10 protein-coding genes are annotated in these 21220 nt (G+C 67.6%); 7 read left to right on the top strand and 3 right to left on the bottom strand.

All coding sequences use genetic code 11. The features are described 5' to 3' along the window. Window positions 1–45 precede the first annotated feature (45 nt). A complete protein-coding gene (locus tag ACQR10_RS13335; protein WP_316217976.1) occupies window positions 46–990 on the bottom strand; it encodes an OmpA family protein in 945 nt (314 codons plus the stop codon). Between the two features lie 278 nt (window positions 991–1268). On the opposite strand from ACQR10_RS13335, the gene ACQR10_RS13330 reads away from it, so the two are divergent. The 5 genes from ACQR10_RS13330 to ACQR10_RS13310 all read left to right on the top strand — a co-directional run bounded on the left by ACQR10_RS13330 (window position 1269) and on the right by ACQR10_RS13310 (window position 9349). After that, the gene (locus ACQR10_RS13330) at window positions 1269–2075 is read left to right on the top strand and encodes a lytic murein transglycosylase (RefSeq protein ID WP_316217905.1); all 807 of its coding nucleotides are present in this window, start codon (window positions 1269–1271) and stop codon (window positions 2073–2075) included. Window positions 2076–2151: 76 nt separating this feature from the next. Then, window positions 2152–5805, top strand: coding sequence for a trifunctional transcriptional regulator/proline dehydrogenase/L-glutamate gamma-semialdehyde dehydrogenase (gene putA, locus ACQR10_RS13325; protein WP_316217904.1), 3654 nt, complete (start codon window positions 2152–2154; stop codon window positions 5803–5805). 120 nt (window positions 5806–5925) lie between these two features. Beyond that, entirely contained in the window at window positions 5926–7173 is a 1248-nt protein-coding gene (locus tag ACQR10_RS13320) for a metal-dependent hydrolase family protein (protein WP_316217902.1), read from the top strand. 1032 nt (window positions 7174–8205) lie between these two features. Then, a complete protein-coding gene (locus tag ACQR10_RS13315; protein WP_316217223.1) occupies window positions 8206–8895 on the top strand; it encodes a hypothetical protein in 690 nt (229 codons plus the stop codon). 172 nt (window positions 8896–9067) lie between these two features. Beyond that, window positions 9068–9349, top strand: a complete 282-nt coding sequence (locus ACQR10_RS13310) for a hypothetical protein (RefSeq protein WP_315802670.1) — start codon at window positions 9068–9070, stop codon at window positions 9347–9349. 172 nt (window positions 9350–9521) lie between these two features. On the opposite strand, the gene ACQR10_RS13305 is transcribed toward ACQR10_RS13310, so the two are convergent. Together ACQR10_RS13305 and ACQR10_RS13300 are read right to left on the bottom strand one after the other, a co-directional pair. Continuing rightward, complete coding sequence (locus ACQR10_RS13305) at window positions 9522–12674, bottom strand: efflux RND transporter permease subunit (protein WP_316217222.1); 3153 nt, start codon at window positions 12672–12674, stop codon at window positions 9522–9524. After that, complete coding sequence (locus tag ACQR10_RS13300; protein ID WP_316217221.1) at window positions 12667–13674, bottom strand: efflux RND transporter periplasmic adaptor subunit; 1008 nt, start codon at window positions 13672–13674, stop codon at window positions 12667–12669. Before ACQR10_RS13300 ends, ACQR10_RS13305 begins: the two co-directional genes overlap by 8 nt. 767 nt (window positions 13675–14441) lie before the next feature. On the opposite strand from ACQR10_RS13300, the gene ACQR10_RS13295 reads away from it, so the two are divergent. Next, complete coding sequence (locus tag ACQR10_RS13295; protein WP_316217220.1) at window positions 14442–19727, top strand: AAA family ATPase; 5286 nt, start codon at window positions 14442–14444, stop codon at window positions 19725–19727. 32 nt (window positions 19728–19759) lie between these two features. Further along, on the top strand, window positions 19760–21217 hold the full coding sequence (locus ACQR10_RS13290) for a formylglycine-generating enzyme family protein (protein ID WP_316217219.1): 1458 nt from the start codon (window positions 19760–19762) through the stop codon (window positions 21215–21217). Window positions 21218–21220: the final 3 nt, after the last annotated feature.

Here is a 21220-nt window from a genome sequence, read left to right as displayed (position 1 = left end):
ACGATGGCACTGTCTTGACGAGGATCAAGCGGGTTGCGCGCCGTCTCAGGGCGCCACCAGCTCGACGCGCCGGTTGAGCGCGCGGCCTGCATCGGTCGCGTTGCTGCCAACCGGAGCGAGCAGGCCGACGCCCGCGGTGCGCAGCCGCGCCGGCGCGATGCGATAGCTCCGCGCCAGCTCGGCGGCGACCGCCTCGGCGCGCCGCCGCGACAGATCGAGATTGTAGTCGTAGCTGCCCTGATTGTCGGTGTGGCCGACGATGAAGACGCTGAGCTGCGGCTGGCCGGCGAGCAACTGCGCGATCTGCTCCAGCGTCGGCCGGCTCTCCGGCTTCATCGTCGCCTTGTCGGTATCGAAATAGATGCCGTAGAGCGCGATGTGGCCCTTGTCGCCGAGGCCCTTCGCCATCTCGGCGGCGCTCACCATCTTGTTCTCCATCGCGCCGAGCTCGGCGATGGTGAGCTGGGCGTAGATCTGCTGGTTGTTCTGGCTGACCAGCACGCTGGCATAGGTCTCGCGTCCGCCTGCCGCCTTGTGGCCGGCGACATAGCGATAATCGAAGCCGTCGACCCACATCTGCGGCACCGGCAGCGCGTCGATCGCTTCGGTGAACGGGATGGCGCCGCAGGCATCGGTGTCGCAGGCGAGGAGCGGCTCGAAGCCGGCCTTGGCGAGCTGGTTCTCGAAATTGCGCGACACTTCAAGGATCGAGGGACCGGGCGCGGTGCGATAGGCGATTCTGACGATGCGGCCTTCCGGGCGCCGCTCGTCGGTCGCCTTGCCATCCTTGAACGGCGCCGCCTGCATGCGCGCCGCATCGAAATCCTTGGCGACATAGCCGGTGATCACGCTGCCGGCGAAACGGCCGATGCCTGGATAATCCTTGGCTCCCGCGATGTCGCCGGGCTGGGCGGCTGCAGGCGCCAGCGTGTGACAGAGCAGAGCCGCGAACAGCGCGAGCTGCGTCAGTGCGCCGAGTCGGAACGTCATTCTCATGGGGAACCTCTCCAGGCAAAGGGCGGGCAAAGCGGGCTAACGCGTGTGGCCTCCAGAGGGCGCTCGATCGGCGCGCGCAAGGAATGCGACCTCGACGCAGGCGCGCTTTGCATATGTGGCGGGGAGGCCGCGTTGCGTTCAAAGGAGGCGAAGGCGCAATGCAGATCGGGCGCGATCCCTGCCGGCTGGCCTGCCGCCGCCAAATCGGGCATGGTGACGGCGCTTGGCGCCGCCTGTCCTCATCACGCTCTCATGCAGGGACCTTTCTTCTCATGCTCGTTGTCCGATCCCTCGTAGTTGTTGCGATCCTCTCATTTGCTTCTCCTGCCCTGGCCGCGCGCTGCGGCGGCGACTTCAATACCTTCATCACGAGCTTCTCGGCGGAGGCGCAGGGCGCTGGCGTCTCGGGCGGCACGATCAGCCAGGCGCTGTCGGGCGTGACGCTCGATCCGGCCGTGCTCGCCTTCGACCGCCGCCAGCGCTACACCTTCAACAAGAGCTTCGAGCAGTACGTCTCGACCCGCGTCGGCGCGGGCCGCATCAATGGCGGCCGCGCCATGCTGCAGCGGCACGCGGCACTGCTGTCGCGGATCGAGCAGCAATATGGCGTGCCCCGACAGATCCTGGTCGCGATCTGGGGGCTGGAGACCGATTTCGGCAAGGGCGACATGGGCAAGCTGCCGGTGATCCGCACGCTCGCCACGCTGGCGCATGATTGTCGCCGCACCGAGCTGTTCCAGGGCGAGCTGCTGGCGGCGCTGAAGATCGTCCAGCGCGGCGATCTCACCTTGCGCGACCTGATCGGCGCCTTCGCCGGCGAGATCGGCCAGACCCAGTTCCTGCCGTCGTCCTACATCAAATACGGCGTCGATTTCGACGGCGACGGCCGCGTCGACCTGCGCCACTCCACCGCCGACGTGCTGGCCTCGACCGCCAACCTGCTGCACAGCAACGGCTTCAAGATGGGCGCGCCCTACGACGAGGGCTCGGCGAATTTCGAAGCCATGCGCGAGTGGAACAGGGCGGTGATCTACCGCAAGACCATCGGCTACTACGCCGATCAGCTGATCGGGCGGTAGCGCGATCCGTCGCTCGCGGCCTGCGCTCAGGCCGGAGGCATGGCGAGTGGACGGGGACCGATTGAGGAGACAGGTCATGTCGCAGCCGCCGCCACGACCGTTCGCGGCGTTCGATGCCCAGGTCCAGCGCCAGAGCGGGCTGCGCGCTGCGATCACCTCGGCCTATCGCCGCGCCGAGCCGGACTGCATCGCGCCGCTGCTCGATCTCGCCGCGCTCCCGGAGGCGTCGTCGGCGCGGGCCGCCGGTCTGGCGCGGGATCTCGTCCTGCGTCTGCGCGGCAAGGCGCAATCCGGCGGCGTCGAGGGACTGATCCAGGAATATTCGCTGTCGAGCCAGGAGGGCGTGGCGCTGATGTGCCTGGCCGAGGCGCTGCTGCGGATCCCGGACACAGCGACGCGCGATGCGCTGATCCGCGACAAGATCGCGACCGGCGATTGGCGCGCCCATATCGGGCACAGCCCGTCGCTGCTGGTGAACGCCGCGACCTGGGGCCTCATCGTCACCGGCACGCTGACGGCCGCCGCGAGCGAGGACAGCCTGGCGTCGGCATTGACGCGGCTCATTGCCCGCGGCGGCGAGCCGATCATCCGCAGGGGCGTGACGCTCGCCATGCGCCTGCTGGGCGAGCAGTTCGTGGCAGGGCAAACCATCGATGAGGCGCTGTCGAACGGCCGGCGGTGGGAAGCGCAGGGCTTCCGCTATTCCTACGATATGCTGGGCGAGGCGGCGACGACGGCGGGCGACGCCGCGCGCTATTTCGCCGCCTATGAGATGGCGATCCACGCGATCGGGAGGCATGCGGCCGGCGCCGGCATCTACGACGGGCCAGGCATCTCGATCAAGCTCTCGGCGCTGCATCCGCGTTACCTCAGCATCAAGCGCGACCGCGTCATGAGCGAGCTGCTGCCGCGGCTGAAGCAGCTGGTGCTGCTGGCGCGGGGATACGACATCGGCCTCAACATCGACGCAGAGGAAGCCGATCGTCTCGATTTGTCGCTTGATCTGCTCGAGGCGCTCTGCGTCGATCCGGACCTCGCCGGCTGGAACGGCATCGGCTTCGTCATCCAGGCCTATCAGAAGCGCTGCGCCTTTGTCGTCGATTGGCTCATCGACCTCGCCCGGCGCACGCAGCGCCGGCTGATGGTGCGCCTCGTCAAGGGCGCCTATTGGGACAGCGAGATCAAGCGCGCGCAGGTCGATGGTCTCCAGGACTTTCCGGTCTTCACGCGCAAGCACCATACCGACGTGTCGTACCTTGCCTGCGCCCGCAAACTCCTGGGCGCGCCCGACGCCGTGTTCCCGCAGTTCGCGACGCATAATGCGCGGACGCTGGCATCGATCGTGGAGATGGCCGGCCCCAATTACGAGCGCGGCCAGTATGAATTCCAGTGCCTGCACGGCATGGGCGAGCCGCTCTACGAGGAAGTTGTCGGACCCGCACGGCTCGGCCGCCCCTGCCGCATCTACGCGCCGGTCGGCTCGCATGAGACGCTGCTGGCCTATCTGGTGCGCCGGCTGCTGGAGAACGGCGCCAACACCTCCTTCGTCAATCGCATCGCCGATCCCGCGGTGTCTGTCGACGAACTGATTGCGGACCCCGTCGCTATCGTTGGCGCGTCCGAACGCCCGGGCTCGCCGCACGACAAGATCAGGCGTCCGCCCGTGCTGTTCGGCCCGGGCCGCGTGAACTCGGCCGGATTCGATCTTTCCGATCAGCGCGCGCTGGCGCGTCTCGGCGAAGGCCTGGTCGCGAGCGCGAGCCGCGATTGGAAGGCTGCGGCGCCCGGAGCGACGACCAGCGAAGGCGCGCGCCTCATTCGCAATCCCGCCGATCGCCGTAACGTCGTCGGCGCGGCCAGGGACGCCGCGCCTGCCGAGATCGAGGCGGCGCTGTCGCGCGCGGCGAACGCCGCGCCGGCCTGGGCCGCGACCAGCCCGCGCGTGCGCGCCGCATGCCTGCGTGCTGCGGCCGAAACGATGGAGGCGCGTCGCCTCGTCCTCATCGGCTTGATCGTCCGCGAGGCCGGCAAGACCTTTGCGAACGCCGTCGGCGAGGTGCGCGAAGCCGTCGATTTCCTGCGCTATTATGCGAGCGAGATCGAAGCGCTGCCCGACGGCGACATTCCCAGGCCGCTGGGTCCCGTGGTCTGCATCAGCCCGTGGAATTTTCCGCTCGCGATCTTCACCGGCCAGATCGTAGCCGCACTCGCGGCCGGCAATCCGGTGCTGGCGAAACCTGCCGAGGAGACGCCGCTGATCGCCGCCGAGGCGGTTCGCATCATCAACGCGGCCGGCGTGCCGGCCGATGTCCTGCAATTGCTGCCGGGTGATGGTCGCGTCGGCGCGGCGCTGGTGGCCGACCCCCGAATCCAGGCCGTGATGTTCACGGGATCGACCGACGTCGCGCGGCTGATCCAGAAACAGCTTGCCGAGCGCCTCACCGTTTATGGACAGCCCGTGCCGCTGATCGCCGAGACCGGCGGCCAGAACGCCCTGATCGTGGATTCCTCGGCGCTCGCCGAGCAGGTTGTCGGCGATATCATCGCTTCCGCTTTTGACTCCGCTGGCCAGCGCTGCTCGGCGCTGCGCATCCTCTGCCTGCAGGCGGACGTCGCCGACCGCATCCTGTCGATGCTGCGCGGCGCGCTGCGCGAGCTTGAACTCGGCAATCCCGCGTCGTTGTCGGTCGATGTCGGCCCGGTCATCAGCGGCGAGGCCCGCGACACGCTCGATGCGCATGTCGCCACGATGCAGGCGCGCGGCCATGCCGTGGAGCGGCTGCCGCTGCCACCGCAGGCGGCGCACGGCACGTTCGTCGCGCCGACCATCATCGAAATCAGCAACATCTTCGATGTCGAGCGCGAGGTGTTCGGCCCCGTCCTCCACGTCCTGCGCTACCGCCGCGAGCAGCTCGTTGACCTCGTCGACGCGATCAACCTGACCGGTTATGGCCTGACCTTCGGTATCCATTCGCGGATCACGGAGACGATTGCCCGTGCCTCGAGCCGCAGCGCCGCCGGCAACATCTATGTCAACCGCAATGTCATCGGCGCGGTCGTCGGCGTGCAGCCGTTCGGCGGCTCCGGCCTGTCGGGGACCGGGCCGAAGGCCGGCGGTCCGCTGTATCTGCGCCGGCTGTTCGCGATGCCGCCGCGCCAGCGGCTCATGGCGTCGCAGTCTGACGCGGTCTTGCGCTCTTACCTCGACGGGTTGCGGGCCAGCGGACATGCCGCGGCGGCGCTGGCGTGCGAGGCGCATGGGCCCCAGGTGCTGGCCGGGCTCGAGATCGAGTTGCCAGGACCCGTTGGCGAACAGAACATCTATCGCATCACCGCGCGCGGCGTCGTCGCTGCACTGGCGCGAAGCGAGCAGGCGTTGCTGGTCCAGATCGGCGTCATTCTGATGACCGGCAACGACGCGTTCGTCGAACGCGCGAATCCCGCTGCTGCCGTGTTGGGACCGCTCACCAGCCGGCTGCGCGGCCGCCTGCGGATCGTCGACAGCTGGCGGGCTCTCCGCGATCTGCAGGCCGTGCTTTCCGATGGCGCGGCGGATGAATTGATCGCGCTCGGCCGCGACCTCGCAACGCGCCCCGGACCGATCGTCCCGCTCGTCACGCCGCGCGCCAGCGACGGCTGCTACGATCTCGACCGGCTGGTTACCGAGGTCAGTCTTTCCACCAACACCGCGGCCGCCGGCGGCAATGCCAGCCTGATGTCGATCGGCTGAGAAGACAGGTATTCCGTCCCGGGCTGGCTCGAGGCCCCAGGACAGGATAGGGGAGAACACCGTCATCGTCGGCCCGCTCCGCCCGCTGACGCACGCTTCGCTCCGATCGAGGACACCTTGATGTCGACCATCCTGTTCAAGAATGCCGCTCTGCTCGACCCGCTGCAGCCCGACCTGTTCGAGGGGCAGCACGTCCTGGTCGAAGGCAACCTGATCAAGGAAGTGTCTGACAAGCCGCTGCAGACCAGCGTCGACCAGACCATCGATCTCCAAGGCAAGACGCTGATGCCGGGGCTGATCGACCTGCACGTCCATGCGATCGCGGTCGAGCTCAATCTTGCCCAGCAAGTGCAGATGCCGAACGTGCTGGTGACCCTGCGCTCGGCGCTGCTGCTCAAGGGCATGCTGCGGCGGGGCTTTACGACGGTGCGTGACGCCGGCGGCGCCGGCTATCCGCTGAAGCAGGCCGTCGACACCGGCCTCACCGAGGGCCCGCGGCTGTTCGTCTCCGGCCGTGCGCTCAGCCAGACCGGCGGCCATGGCGACATGCGGGCGCGGACGGATTTCCTCTCCGACAATGCGCCTTGTCCGTGCTGCGTGCGCGTCGGCGCGCTGGCCCGCGTGGCCGACGGCGTCGATGCCGTGCGCAAGGCGGTGCGCGAGGAGCTGCAGATGGGTGCCGACCAGATCAAGATCATGGCGTCCGGCGGCGTGGCCTCGCCGACCGATCCCGTCGGCGCGTTCGGCTATTCGGAGGACGAGATCCGCGCCATCGTCGCCGAGGCCCGCGCGCGGCAGACCTACGTCCTGGCGCATGCCTACACGGCGGAGGCCATCGCCCGCGCCGTCCATTGCGGCGTGCGGACCATCGAGCATGGTAATCTGGTCGACCTTCCGACGGCGCGGCTGATGGCGGAGAAGGGTGTCTATGTCATCCCGACGCTCGTCACCTATGAGGCGCTCGCCAATGAGGGCGCGCAGTATGGCCTGCCGCCGGAGAGCGTCGCCAAGATCGCCGATGTCCGCGATGCCGGCCTGCGCTCGCTCGGCATCTATCGCGAGGCCGGCGTCAAGATGGGCTATGGCAGCGACCTCCTCGGACCGTCGCAGCGCCTGCAGAGCGATGAATTCCGGATCCGCGCCGAGATCCTTGGTTCCCGCGAGGTCATCGCCAGCGCGACCGTGATCGGCGCCGAGGTGCTGGGCATGCAGGGCAAGCTCGGCCGCATCGTGGCCGGCGCCTTCGCCGACCTGCTCGTGGTCGAGGGCAATCCGCTGCGCGACGTCTCGTGTCTGCTCGGCCAGGGCGATCACATTCCGCTGGTGATGAAGGCCGGCAAGGTGCACATCGACCGGCTGAACGCCTGAGGCAACTCGGCGCCGAAATCCACCGGGCCAACGGTCGACAGTCCCAGCGTTGTGCGCGCTGTCATGCGGGACGTCCATCGTCTCTCCACCGCCTCGACGCTGCGGGCGCCGACATCTGCGATGAGTGCTTCTTAGAACGCAGTCATTCGGCCTCGCGGCGCTACGTGCGTCCGAGTTGTGCGGGTCGTTTCGCCCTCATCGACGAAGAGGGCGCAGGGAATGCCGGGAGCTGGCCGCCCCCATGGCCCGCCTGCGAAAAAAAATGCAGGCGGCAGGTACCACAGGTTCAGCCGAGACATCCCGGCATTCCCCGCGCGATGGTTGGGCGGCTTATACGTCCTCTCCCCGGGGACCGGCTGTCTTGCCCCCGTCACGAACGGATCATCGTCACCGTCCGCTTGGCCTCAGCACCGGGAGGCCAGGACCCTACGATTTCGCCGGCGCATCGGGCTCGTTCGTCCGCACGATTGCTCGCGCTGCGATCCAATGCACCCACCGCATCCCGCACCCACGTCTCGTGACGATCGCGAAGCGCCCCTCATGGCGGGACGGGATGCGCATAGTCAATCATGATTTTCTGAAAAACGAAAGTGGAATATTTTTCGTGGGAGGACTGGACAAGGGTGATGTGCTTGAGGCGGTGAGCAAAATCAGATTTTGGGCGCATCGCATCAGAGGTTGTCTTGCCGGTCGTGCGCGCCCGGCTCCGGGCCCGCACGAGTCTCGAGAAGCATATCCGCCCAAGCCCAGCCGGCCGACGTCTTTGGCGGCGGCCGGAAGGTCCGAGAAGGGCGAGTAACGGAAATGACAGGGAGGGCCGATGTCGGGGAGTGCAAAAAGGAGAAAAGCCATGGGTCCGGCAACCAAGCGGCCCAAGCCGCGTGCCGACACACGGCGCGGCTCCTCTAGCTGCCGCCTCCGAGTCGCCTTTTGAGCCTTTTTGGTGCCAGCCTAGTTTGATCGAATAGCGCAATAGCGCCAGCCACCAAAGCGCTTAATATCTCCCCGAGATATAGCTAGTGGGGAGTTCTTATGTGGCCATTTTCGGAAATGTCGCTCTCAACTGCCTCCTTCATTGGCACAATTGCCAACTGGGGGTTGCTTATTAGTCTTCTTGGTGGAGTGCTCTCTACGTTCGTGATCGTGAAGGCCACGGACGTGAAAGAAGAGCACTGGGCCGAGGACAGGCGGCGCTCTGACGAGCGCATCGCGGAGGTGGAAAGCCAGTCTGAACAGTTGCGAAAAGATACCGCGTTGGCCACCGCTCGCGCGGCCGAAGCCGAGCTGAAGCTCGCTGAATTCCGGAGAGGCAGAACAGTCGGGCCATCTGAGGCCGATAAGATTGTAGCTGCGCTAGAGCCGTTCGCTGGAGTAAAGTTTGATATTGGCCACGCTCCAACAGGACGTGAACAATGGGATTTCCTTTGGTTGCTTGAACCTGTGTTTCCGAAGGCAGGTTGGGTTTTTGTGGACTGGGACGGCCCGCAGAAATTCTCAAAACTCAACTGGACCATGACGTGGCATTTCTACGGCGTGGCCAACGTTTTAAATGTATCTATCGAATTGACGCCAGAGCATCGCAGCGAATTATTGCCGGCAGCCACAGCACTAGCCAAGGTGCTGAATGACATCGGTATTGTTGCACAAGTGGAAGCCGCTCCTATTAGCGGGGCGAGCGCCAACGCAGATGCCATCCATAGCCTAGTGGGCGAAAAGAGATAGTGCGGAATTGCTCAACGCCTTCGAGTGTTACTCGCATCCACTCGCCGCAGGCAAAAGCTAAAGGAACTCCCCGCCACGTTCCACTAGAAATCGTACTCGCGCCGAGATCGCCCGGATCGACAGGCGCGGCCATTACACTTAAACTTTGGCACACCTTATCGAGGAGGCATCCATGCCGAAAGAGCAAAAGACGCTCGCCGAACTCGACGACATCGTTCACAAGCACATCGAGCGAAACCATCGCGGGCCGCTAGGCGGAGCGCAATTCTTGAAGATCGTACCGGTCGAGGGTAACCCCGACCGCACCTGGCGCATCGCCCACGGCGGCCAGGCTGGCGGATTCGGCGTGGCCCTCGACGAGGCCGAGGCAGAGCTCGTCAAGCTCTACGATCTAGTCCGTCATACCGCCGGTGGGTATCAGACCCAAGTAACAAATCAGCCGGATCGGTACTAACGTCCGAGAAAGGCTGAATGCGGACGCCGGTCATTCGGTCGCGAAGGTCTGCGGTTGGCCAGTGTACAAGCTCGTCAACACGAGTCGGAAGTCAATCGTCTTCATCCGGCCCGCACGGTGAAGCGTCGAGCAGCCACGTGCGGCGAACGTCGCGGACGTCTAACGCCCACGATCAGTTCGCCGTGACATCTCCGCGGGTCTGCAGACCGCTCGCAAACCGCCCGAAGCGCAGCGCCAGGGTCGGTAGCACCAGCAGGTTCAGCGCCATCGACGTCAACAGGCCGCCGAGGATGACGATCGCCATTGGTCCCTCGATCTCGCGGCCCGGCTCGCCGGCGCCGAGCGCGAGCGGCAGCAGGCCGAGGCCGGTCACCAGCGAGGTCATCAGGATCGGCACCAGGCGGTCGGCGGCGCCGGCGATCGCGGTCTCCAGAGTCCAGGCACGGCCTTCGGCGATGACCAGATGCTCGTAATGCGAGATCATCAGGATCGAGTTGCGCAGCGCGATTCCGAACAGCGTCACGAAGCCCACCATCGAGCCAAGCGACAGCACGCCGCCGGTCAGCGCGACCGCGATGACGCCGCCGACGAAGGCGAACGGCAGGTTGATCAGCACCAGCACCAGGTTGCGCCAGTGCCCGGTGACGAACGACAGCAGCAGCACGATGCCGATCGTCGCCAGCAGCGAGTTCACCAGCAGGTCGCGGCGTGATTTGGCCTGCGCCTCGGCCGCGCCGGTGAACTCGACATGGGCGCCCGGCGGCAGCTTCACCTCCTTGGCGATCTTCCGCTTGGCCGCGGCCACGAAAGATTCGAGATCACGCTCGGCCACGTTGGCGGTCACGGTCTGGACGCGCTGCCCATTGCGATGAAGCACGACGTAGCGCCCCGCGGTGCCATAGACGTCCGCGACCTGCTTCAGGAGGATGTAGGCGCCGCTCGGCGTCCGGATCGGCATGTTGCCGATCTCGGTCGGGCGTGCCGTCGCATCCGGGTCCAGCTTGACGATGACGTTGAAGACGACGTTGCCTTCATAGGCCTGGCCGACCACGTCGCCCTGATAGGCGGTGCGGATCAGCTCCAGCACCTCGACCGCGTCCAGGCCCCAGGATTGCAGATCGGTCGGGCGCAGGGTCACGTTGACCTGCGGCATGCCCGGCGGCGACTGCTGCTGGATGTCGATCGCGCCCCAGACCTCGCCGAGCTCGCGCGCGATGTCGCGCGCCGCGCGCTCGAGATCGTCGAGATCGGGGCCGAACACGTTGATGACCACGGCGGCGTTGAAGCCGGACAGCGTCTCCTCGATGCGCTCGGTCAGGTAGGTCTTGATCGACAGGTTGATGCCGGCGAAGTTGGCGAGCGCGGCACGGATGCGCTGCTGCGCCAGCTCCTGCTGGTCGCCTGACAGCCCCGGCTTCAGGTCGACCTCGATCTCGCTCGAATGCGTGCCCGCGGTATCGACGCCGGCTTCGGCGCGGCCGGCATGCTGCGCCACGCTGCGGACCTCGGGGACACCCTTCAGGGCCTCGGCGATCAGCGTGCCCAGCCGCAGCGATTCGTCGAGCGAGGTCCCCGGCAGTGTCGAGACGTGGAGGATCAGGTGGCCCTCCTTCAGGTCGGGCAGGAAAGTGCCGCCGAAGAACGGCACCAGGCTTGCGCCGCCGGCGGTCACCAGCACGGCCGTCAGCATGACCGACTTGGGAAACCGGCCGAGCCGCCGCAACAGCGTCTCGTAGTGGCGGCGCGACCAGCGCACCAGTGGCGGCTCGCGTTGCTCTCGCGGCGTGCGACCGGCCAGCAGCAGCATCGACAGCGCGGGTGTGACCGTCAGCGCGACGATCAGCGAGGCCACCACCGCGAGGATATAGGCGATGCCGAGCGGCCCGAACAGCCGGCCGGCGAGGCCCGGCAGCGCAAGGATCGGCACGAACACCAGCAGCACGGCGAAGGTCGCATAGGCGACCGCGCTGCGCACCTCGAGCATGGCATCGTAGACCACGCGCGCTTCGCTGCGCGGCGACGGCAGGCCGCGGTTCTCGCGCAGCCGGCGCACCACGTTCTCGACCCCGATCACGGCATCGTCGACGACCTCGCCGATCGCGATGGCGAGGCCGCCGAGGGTCATCGTGTCCAGGCTCTGTCCCATCCACTGCAGGGCCAGCACGGCCGAGAACAGCGACAGCGGGATCGCGGTGCAACTGATGACGGAGGTGCGCCAATCGTAGAGGAACAGGAACAGCACGATGATGACCAGGGCGCCGCCGATCAGCAGGGCGAACAGCACGTTCTCCGTCGCCGCATCGATGAAGGTCGCCGGGCGGAACAGATCGGCGTGCAGCTTGACCTTCTCGCTGTCGAGCGCCGGCCGCAGATCCCGCAGCGCGGCCTCGACGCGCGCCGCGACGTTGCGCGTGTTGGCGCCGAATTGCTGGCTGATCATCATCATGATGCCGGGCCGGCCGTTGATCAGCGCGCCTCCGATCGGCGGCTCCGGCGCGTTCACGACCGTCGCGACGTCGCCGAGCACCACGCTGGCGCCGCCCTGGTGCAGCAGGACCGTACGCGCCAACTGCTCGGGTGTGAGCGACTGGCCCTGCGTCTGCAGGATGACCCGCTGGTTGGCGGTGTCGACGAAGCCGGCGCCGCGCACGCCGGTGGCCTTGCGCGCGGCGGCGACGACGTCGTTCATGCCGACGCCGAAGCGGACCAGATCGTCGGATCGCACCTGCACCTGCAGCGACCGGATGTCACGGCCATAGGTCGTGACCTGCGCGACGCCCGCGACCGCCAGCAGCCGCCGGCTCACGGTCCAGTCGGCGATCGTGCGCAGATCCATCAGCGAGCGCTGCTCGGAGGTCAGCCCGATCGCCAGCACGGTGCCGGCCGCCGGCACCAGCGGCGTCATCGATGGCACCCGCACGCCCTGTGGCAGGCTGCCGGCGACGACCGCGAGTCGCTCGGTCACCAGTTGCCGCGCGCGGTAGACCTCGGTGCCGGGCTGGAAAATGACCGAGATGACGGACAGGCCCTGGATCGACGACGACCTCATGCTCTCGACGCCGGCCAGGCCGTTGATCGCGGTTTCGATCGGCTGCGTGACCAGCACCTCGACCTGTTCCGGACTGAGCCCGGGGGCCTCGGTCTGGATCGAGACCTGTGGCGGCGCAAATTCGGGAAACACCGCGTAGTTGGCGCTGCCCAGCGAGAAGATGCCATAGCCGAGAATGGTGCAGGCCAGCGCCAGCACGATGCCGCGAAAGCGGATGGCAAACGAGATCAGCGCCGCCTGGGGGCCGGCCGCGGCGCCGCGAGCGCCGTCAATCATCGTCGCCGCCGCCGCGCAGCTCGCTCTTGGCCTCCTCCGACAACAGCACCTGCGCGCCGCGCAGGACGATCTCGGAGCCCGACGGAATGTCTTGCACGACATAGTCGTCGTCGGACACCGGCTGATCGGTGCGGATCGGGTGGCGCTTGAAGATCTCGGGACCGGCGCGCAGATAGACCCATGAGCGGCCCTGCCATTGCACGATCGCGGTGTCCTCGACGAAGACGCCGTCGAACGACTTGCCCGAGGGTACGTAGGCGATGGTGTTCATCCCCGGCAGCAGCCCGCTGTCGCCGGCGGCGACGAAGTAATAGCTCACGCCCTGGATGCGCGGATCCGTTCGCGGCGCAGCCGACAGATAGCGCAGATCGATGTTGACGCTGCGGGTCGGCGCCTGCGCCAGCGCACCGCGCGGCGGCGCGGCCAGAGTCACGCCGGGCGGCAGCGTGACCTGCACCAGCAACTGCTCGCGTTCGATCAGTTGCACGACCTGCGGCGAGCGCTCGATGATGCCTTTGCCGATGACGGCGCCCCATTCCTGCCGCGCCGTCGCCATCAAGGTCTTCACTTGCGATTCCGCCGCGGCCAGGGAGGCTTGATCGGTCCGGAAGGTGCCCTCCGCCGCCTCGGCATCCTTGCGCGGCATCGCCGCCGACTGCACGAGGTCGCGGGCGCGCTCGAATGCGAGCCTTGCGACGTCGAGCTTCGCTTGCGCCGTCTGCAGCTGCGCCTGGGCATTGGCGTAGTTGTTGGTCAGGTCGGTGAGCCTGGCGACGTCCAGCACCGTGCCGTAGGCGCGAAACTGTTCGGGATGGGATTCCGCCGCCAGGACGGCGGTCTGGAGCCCGATCTGCTTTTGTTGCGTTGCGGAAAGCTTGACCGACGCAGGTTCGCGCTCGGCCGTACCGGCAGTCTGCGCCTGCGCGCGCGACGGCAGCGAAACCAGCGTGAACAGCACGGCACCGCATGCGGCCGCAGCCCTCGTCCGTTGCCTCACCATGCAGTCCCGGCCCCATCGATCGGGAAACGTCTGGACGACGTCGATGTCATTGCAACAACAGCTACTTCAGCTTCGAGGGTGTTTCAAGCAGCGTCGGCTGCAGAGCCATCGCATGGGATCCGGCGACATCCCCGGGCTTCTTTGGCGGGCCATCGTGGGGGGCACGGCGACGCCGTTTCGGTCGGATGCAATCACCGTATTCGGGGAGGGAACGACGCGGTGCCATGCACGCTGGCGCCAATGCTTGTGGCGCCGCCCCCCTGCAAGCGAGCCGCATACGCGGCGGGCTCGTGGTCGAACATGGACCGCAGCCGTGCTGCGGCGTGGACATCGGGCGTTCGGCATGCGTCTCGATATTTCTTCTTGAGCGTTAGAAGTATTCTTAGACACATTCCAGCGTATTCGTCCGCAACCCAAGCTTGTTGTCGGCCACGCGCGCGACGCTACACAAAAAGCCAAGACTAACAAACTTCTTAGCTAAGATTTTCCTCATCGAATGACCCGGGATTTTTTCCCGATTCTCCGACGGGAGCGAGAATCGTCACATTCATCTACCTGTCGGGTCATTGATGTGACCTCACTTCGCCATACCCCTCCGCAACGAGTCGGGAGTTCCGTCGACGTTGCAGCGAGGCAAGCTTGTCCACTCTGAACCCACTCTCCGATCGCCCGGCGCTCCGTGATCATGCGCAGGGCCATCCTTGTCGGTCAGCCTCTCGCCGAGCTCGCGCCGACGTTGCGGCCGACTTCAGAGAAGGATCTGCGCGATGAGCCAGCTGGTGAATGTGCGGCCCAACGAGGCCGGCGCGGGCGATCGCAAGGCGCAGAGCAGTGCAGCCGATCACGGCATGCGGCTGCTTGGTGCTATCGGCGCGGCAGCCCTGGAGCCGCAGTCGCCGACCGACGCCTGGGCGTCCTCGACGAGCGAAGCACTCGGCATGGGATCGGCCGTCGAGCCGTTGCAGCACGTGCTCGGCAGTCTGACCGAGATCATTCGTGCCGAGGGCTCCCCGGCGGAGCGTCAGCCGGATCATCCATTCGCCGACGATCATGGCTTCGCGCTCGACCAGGAGGAGCTGGCGGGCCTGCCGGGCGTGGTGATCAATACCTTCGATGTCGACGGTCCGGTGTGGCTCGCCGTCGAGGCGCTTGCCGCGACGGAGCCGCCTGCCATCGACTACGATCTCAAGACCTGGGTCGAGCCGTCGTCCGATCCCGACCGTCGTCCATCGCCGCACGAGAGCATCGTGGTCACGGTCGATGAGATCGAGAAGAACCGCCTCACCTTTGCCCGCCACGCGCGGCCTGAGGATTTTTCGCCGGCCCCGGAGCTGGGCGCCTGGACTGGACGGCTGCGCCTGGAGCAGCGTCCTGACCTCGTGCAGCGGATCGAGCGCTATATCAGCGGGCCATGGACCGCCTGGGCCGACACCGAGCGCATGCGCCGCCGGACCATGTCGATCCACCAGCGGCTGCGCGACATGGCGGCCACGGCCGGCGCCGATCAGGTCATGGAGGTCATGTGGGGCGTCGCGCTGTCGTCTTGGCGGCAGGGCGGGCGGGAATTCGAGTTGCCGCTGTTCGAGCGCGCGGTCGAGATCGAGATCATCGCGCGCCCGGATGCCGAGGTCAGGGTCCGGCCGCGCTTCGTCGGCGCAACCGTCAATTTGAGGGCGCTCGATGCCGTGGCGCCGGACGCCGCGCTTGCCGTGCGCGACAAGCCGGATCGCCTGGTCGAGGCGCTGGAGCAGCGCGCAGAGCTGTCGCCGTTCACGCCGATCGGGACCGATCAGATCCTGAGCGCCGCAGGCGTGCAATCCGGTCACAGGACGTCGCGCGATCCCGTGTCGTCGGACGGCACGCCGGCCATGGAGGCCGCCATCGCGGCGGGACGCTGGGTCATATCCGCGCGGCGGCGGCCGGAGAGCCTCGCCCTGCGCGACATCGACAGTCTCAAGACCGCGATCGAGCATGCGCCGCAGAGTGAGTGCTGCCTGTCGGGAGCCGTGAACGCGCTGCTCTCGCAGCCGGATGGACGTGGCCACGCCAATGCGCGGCGGCACCTGTCCGGCATCGTCGGGGGCCCCATCGACATTGCGCCTGCGCCAAAGCCTGCCGCGGTCGAGCAGGGTGATCTGTTCTTCCCGCTGCCGGCTGTCGCGGAGGATGTCGAGGTCGTGCGCGAGCTGTCGCGGTCGGATGGCCTGATGGTCCAGTCTGTCGCACGCGACGATCGGATCGCGGCGCTCGTCAACGTCGTCTGCCATCACCTCGCGCTCGGCTCGCGCGTCCTCGTCGTGTCCAGGGACGAGGCTGCACTTTCCCTGCTGCATCAGAAGCTGCCGCCGGCCATTCGCGAGCTGACCGTCAGCTCGACCGGCTCCGACAAGGACGTGCTCAGGAAGGCCGAAGCCCTGGCCGGCCGGCTGCAATCGATCCTGGACACGCCGAATCTGCGCGATCAGGTCGGTCAGATCGGCCGGCTCGAACGCGACATCATCTCGAAGCGCACGCAGATCGCATCGCTCGACGACGAGATCGCCGAGATCGTCCAGCGCAACCTGCGGCTCGCCGGCGGCTTGCCGGAGCTGCCGTTCGATCTGTTCAAGGCGCTGATCGGCGAACAGGAGGCGCATGCCTGGTTCACCGACCGGCCGAAGCGCCTGCTCGCGGCCACCGACCCGCTCGTCACGGCGGTCGACAAGGCACGCGAGGCGCGGCTGCGGCTTGCCGGTGATCTCAAGCACATCGATGTCGAGTTGCCAGAGCTCGCGGCGCTTCCCGACACTGCCGCGATCCTGCGTCTGCACGCGGAGCTGCAGCACCAGGCAGGGCTGACGTCGGACGCAGGCCGCGACGAGGATCTCGCGCTCGACGCCATCGCGACCTTCGGGCTCGACGCAACCAACCGCCTGGCGGCCGATCTCGATGCGCTGGTGGCCGGCCATCGCGCCATCGCGGAGGCGCCCTGGCTCGCGCGTCTGTCGCCGCTCGGCACCACCAAGGCCGACGAGCCCGTGGCTCTCGACAAGGTCGTGGGCTGGGCGCGTGATGCGTCGTTCCAGCTGTCCCGAAGCGCCGAATTCACGAGGCGTCAGGTGCAGGCGCCGGTCGAGGCGTTCACCAGGAGGGATGCGATTCGCGTGGTCGAACGGCTTGCGGCCGGCGAGAAGCCGTTCGCGCGGTTCTCGCCGTCGCGCCGCGCGCTGAAGGCCGCCGTCGAGGCCATCACGGTGGACGGGGCCGCGCCGTCGAAGCCGGCGGATTGGCAATATGTCGGGCGCTTCCTGCTGTGGCGTCACGACCTGCATGCGTTGCGCGCGCGCTGGACGTCGATCGCAACGCAGATCGATGCACCCGCGCTTCAACTGGAATCGGCGCGCGCGTTCGATGACCTCGAGCACATCGTCAGGAGCGTCGAGGCCGCCGTCGTGACGGCCGCGCTCGCCGTCCGCAACGTGGCCGATGCCTGCTCCAAGCTGTCGATGCCGGACGGCGACGTCAGGGCGATGCTGGCCGATGCACAGCGGCTGGCCGCGTTCGGCGCGGCGATCCGGACCGTCATGACGCGCGTATCGGGACCGCTGGTCGAGCTCGCTCGCCTGGGCGAGTTGTTCGCCCGGGCGGGAGAACTCGCCGTCTCTGTTCAGGATGACGTGCTGTCGCGGGTCGGTGACGCCGAGACGGAGCCCCAGGAGCTCGAAACGCGGTGGACAGGCATTCTCGCAACCATGGAGAAGATCCGCGAGGCCGGCCCGGACTACGAACTCGTCAGGACCGCCTGCCGGATGGCGACTGCAGCGGGCGCGCCGAGTCTGGCGCAGCGACTGCGGTCCGCGCCGGCCGCGGGCGAGGCGAAGGATGCGACGACGCTCGCGGAATGGGTGGCGGCGTGGAATTGGGCCGTGCTGATGCGGATCGAAAGTCCGGAGGAGCGGCAGCTGCTGCATGACCTCGCGGCTCAGCGCGCGCGGCTTGAGACGCGCTCGCTCGCTCTGTTCGAAGCGGTGATCGGTGCCCGCATGTCGCTGGCCATCGCGCAGAATGCGGGCGGCGCCGTCAGGCAAGCGGTGAAGCGGTTCAGGGACTCGATGCAGAAGATGGCGTCGGCCTGCTCCGGTCCGACCGCGCGCCGGCTTCGGTTTGCCGCGCGCAGGTCTCTGGACGGCTGGCTCGAGGAGATTCCTTGTCACGTGATGCCGGCCTGGCGTGTCGCCGAGTTGCTGCCGGCCCGGATCGGCACCTTCGATCTTCTGGTCGTCGACCACGCCTCGCGCTCCGATCTGCGCGAACTGACGGCGATGCTGCGGGCCCGTAAGGTTCTGATCTGCGACGCGCGTCACGACGACGGGACCTTGGTCGAAGCCGGCCGCAACGATACTGTTGTCAAACGCACCGAGACGACCGCGCTGCGTAGCCTGCCGCCGGCGCTGCGGCGGCTGCTGATGCCGGGTGCCTCGCTGCGCGATCTCGCCGCGATCCTCTTTCCCGATCGCATGATCGAGCTGCGTGCGCGCCCTGCCGGCGTCGAGGCGGCCTCGGTCACAGCTCAGCTGCTGCCCGCCGATACGTCCAGATCGGCCGATGCACCAGCCGCCGAGCTGCCGCGGCCGGCCCGCGCGGCTGTGCCGGCGCCGAAGCAGCGGCCGCAGCCGCGGCAGGTCATCACGACGCACTCGCTCGAAGAGGAGATCGCCACTGTCGCGAAATATCTCTCGATGGCGCGCCGCTCGGGGACGGACATCGTCACGTCTGCCGCGGGCAAGCCGAGCGCGCCCGCGATAGCGCAGCGTGCCGAGAGCCGCGCGGCTGCGCCCAAGCCCTCGCCGGAGATTCGCGTTCTGCGCCGGCGTCCGCCGCGCGAGCCGGCCGCGGACATCGTGACGCCGGCTTCGGCTCCGCCCGAGCTTCCGGCCGTCGAGGAGCCGGCCACGGTCGAGCCGACCCAACCGCGCGCGACCATCGTCGCCGAAGCGCCGATCATTGTCGCCGATCGGCTCGCGGTGCCGCAGCGCCCTGGCGAAAGCAAGGTGGTCACAGCAGAGATCGACGCGAAGCCCACGAGCGCCGCGTCGGCAGAGCCCGTGAAGACAGGCGTCGTTGCGACATCCGCTGCGGCAGCGGCTTCTGCCACCACTGAGCCTGCCGCCGCTGCCGCGGCTCCAGCCTCTGTTGCGGAGTCCGTAACGCCGGCGGCAGAGATCAAGATTCACCCTTCTCTCGTCGAGATGGCGTTCAAGGCGACGGAGAACGCCGCGGCACCACGCCGCCGCCTGCCGAGCCGGCGCGTGATGGCAGTTGCCGCGGCCGGGCTGCTGGCGATCGTCGGTGCGGCGGTGTCCTGGGAGCGCGCGTCGGAATGGATCCAGCCGGCCCTGAGCGGTGCGACGGCAGCGTCCGCGCTGCCGAGCGAACCGGGCGCCCGCAAGGTCAATGCGGAGCGGATCGCGCCGGAGGCCAAGCCGGCGATCGCCGCTGCGGCCGAGGAGCATGCCACGGTCGGCATGAGCGTGCCGGTCAGCACACCGGCGCAGGCGTTCCTCTATCACGAAGATCCGCAGGATCCGAAGGGCAAGCGCTATCCTGGCAAGGTCACCTGGTCGATCGAGCAGAGCAGGGGTCCGCGACTCGATGCGGCGCCGGCGATCAAGGGGGAGATCGAGATCGAGAACGGCACCAAGGCCACGATCTCGCTGCGGCGGAACGCCGACATGGAGATGCCGGCGAGCCACATCATGGAGCTCAAGTTCGACTGGCCGGATCAGTCGGTGAGCGGCCTGACCAGCCTGAGGGGCATCGGCCTGAAGGGCGAGGAGGCCGAGCGCGGGACGGCGCTGGTGACCCAGACCGCCCGCGTGACGCCGAAGTACTTCATGGTCGCGCTGTCCGCCAACGAGGTCGACACCAAGCGCAACCTGCTGCTTCTCAAGGGCAAGCAGTGGTTCGACATTCCGATCGTCTACGAGGGCGGCAACCGGGCGCTGCTGTCGATCGAGAAGGGATCCGACGGCGACCGCGTGTTCAAGGACGTGTTCGCCAGCTGGGGTCAGTAACGGGGTTGGCGGGCATCACGAGCGAGGACAGCATGAGCGAGAGTTCAGCGTTGCAATGGCTGCGGGCTCCCAAGCTCGCCGAGGATGCGCTGCCGGAGGATTCCCGCGCGGTGGCTTGCCGGCGCTGCGGCCGCACGGTGCAGGTCTCGCTCAGCCCGATGCGTCCGCCGAGCTTCCTGCGCGTCGAGGATCAGGTCGAGTGTCCCGAGGTGCAGGAGCGTTGGACCGGCAAGAGCGAAGGCGGGCTGCTGCTGATGATGTGCGGCGCGCTCGAGCAGTCGCTCGATGCCGAATGGGAGACCGCAGAGCCGGAGAGTGCGGCTCGACGAGAAGCTGCGCCAGTCTCTCCGGTGCGCCCGTCGCTTGCGCCGGCGGCGTCCGGTCCGGACAGATGGGACGACGGCAGCGACGATGATCAGGAGGAGACGGGTGAGGGCGGCCGGCTGAACGTCCTCCTCGCACCGGCTCAAGGAAGTCGCAAGAAGCTGATCCGCGGAGCGCTCGGCGTCGGGGTCCTCGGCATCGTCTTCCTCGGCGGCGTGCTGCTGCCGTTACGCGAGATCAGGCTGCTGATTCAGGCGCCGCCTGGGTCAGGATCATCGAGCTCGCAGCAGGAGGCGCAGTCCGCCGCGCCGCTGCCTCCGCCGCGCCGGATCCTGCTGGAAGCCGCCAGCGCGCCCCAGGACGTTGCGCGACCGCCGTCCAGCGCCTTCATCGCGCCGCGTCAGCCGGCTCCTGCACTCGAGGCAACGCTGGCGCGATCATCCGGCACCGCGGCGATCCCGCCGGCGCCGGACGCCGAGCCGAAGCTGCGCGTGCCCGAGCTGGTTGCGATCGCCGGCGGCAGTTTTGCGATGGGCGGCGACGACGAGTCCGAGCAGCCGTCGCATCAGGTCAGCGTGCGACCGTTCTCGCTCGGCAAGCATCCCGTGACGATCGGCGAGTGGAAGCAGTGTGTCGCGGCGGCAAGCTGCGCCGACATCGCGGCCGGTGCGGATGATCGTCCGGTCACCAACCTGAGCTACGACGACACGCAGGCCTATCTCGCCTGGCTGTCGAAGGCGACCGGCAAGGCGTTCCGGCTGCCGACCGAGGCCGAGTGGGAATATGCCGCGCGCGGCGGCCAGCGAACCCGCTATTGGTGGGGCGATCGCATGCGCCCGGGGATGGCCAGTTGCAAGGGCTGCAACGGCACGGGGGACGCCGAGACGGATCAGCCGCCGAAGATCGGCAGCGTCCAGGCCAATCCTTACGGCCTGTTCGACATGGGCGGCGGCGTCGGCCAGTGGGTGGCCGACAACTGGCACAAGAACTACAGGGGCGCGCCGGCGGATGGATCGGCCTGGCTCGAGGAGGGCAGCTATGCCCGCGTCATCCGCTCGGGATCATGGAAGAACGGCGCGGCCGATGCGCGGGCCGGCAGTCGCGATCGCTATGACGGCCGCATCCGGCATCCGACGCTGGGTTTCCGCGTTGCGCTCTCACCATAGGGG

Source organism: Bradyrhizobium sp. HKCCYLRH2060 (genome assembly GCF_051168135.1).
Lineage (GTDB): Bacteria > Pseudomonadota > Alphaproteobacteria > Rhizobiales > Xanthobacteraceae > Bradyrhizobium.
This window is presented reverse-complemented; position numbering and strand designations above follow the sequence as displayed.

Excerpts from the sequence above, each read along its gene's own strand:
- ACQR10_RS13330 (WP_316217905.1), top strand. The coding sequence starts at position 1,269 with ATGCTCGTTGTCCGATCCCTCGTAGTTGTTGCGATCCTCTCATTTGCT.
- ACQR10_RS13305 (WP_316217222.1), bottom strand. The coding sequence starts at position 12,674 with ATGATTGACGGCGCTCGCGGCGCCGCGGCCGGCCCCCAGGCGGCGCTG.
- ACQR10_RS13295 (WP_316217220.1), top strand. The coding sequence starts at position 14,442 with ATGAGCCAGCTGGTGAATGTGCGGCCCAACGAGGCCGGCGCGGGCGAT.
- ACQR10_RS13315 (WP_316217223.1), top strand. The coding sequence starts at position 8,206 with ATGTGGCCATTTTCGGAAATGTCGCTCTCAACTGCCTCCTTCATTGGC.
- ACQR10_RS13310 (WP_315802670.1), top strand. The coding sequence starts at position 9,068 with ATGCCGAAAGAGCAAAAGACGCTCGCCGAACTCGACGACATCGTTCAC.
- putA (WP_316217904.1), top strand. The coding sequence starts at position 2,152 with ATGTCGCAGCCGCCGCCACGACCGTTCGCGGCGTTCGATGCCCAGGTC.
- ACQR10_RS13290 (WP_316217219.1), top strand. The coding sequence starts at position 19,760 with ATGAGCGAGAGTTCAGCGTTGCAATGGCTGCGGGCTCCCAAGCTCGCC.
- ACQR10_RS13300 (WP_316217221.1), bottom strand. The coding sequence starts at position 13,674 with ATGGTGAGGCAACGGACGAGGGCTGCGGCCGCATGCGGTGCCGTGCTG.
- ACQR10_RS13320 (WP_316217902.1), top strand. The coding sequence starts at position 5,926 with ATGTCGACCATCCTGTTCAAGAATGCCGCTCTGCTCGACCCGCTGCAG.
- ACQR10_RS13335 (WP_316217976.1), bottom strand. The coding sequence starts at position 990 with ATGACGTTCCGACTCGGCGCACTGACGCAGCTCGCGCTGTTCGCGGCT.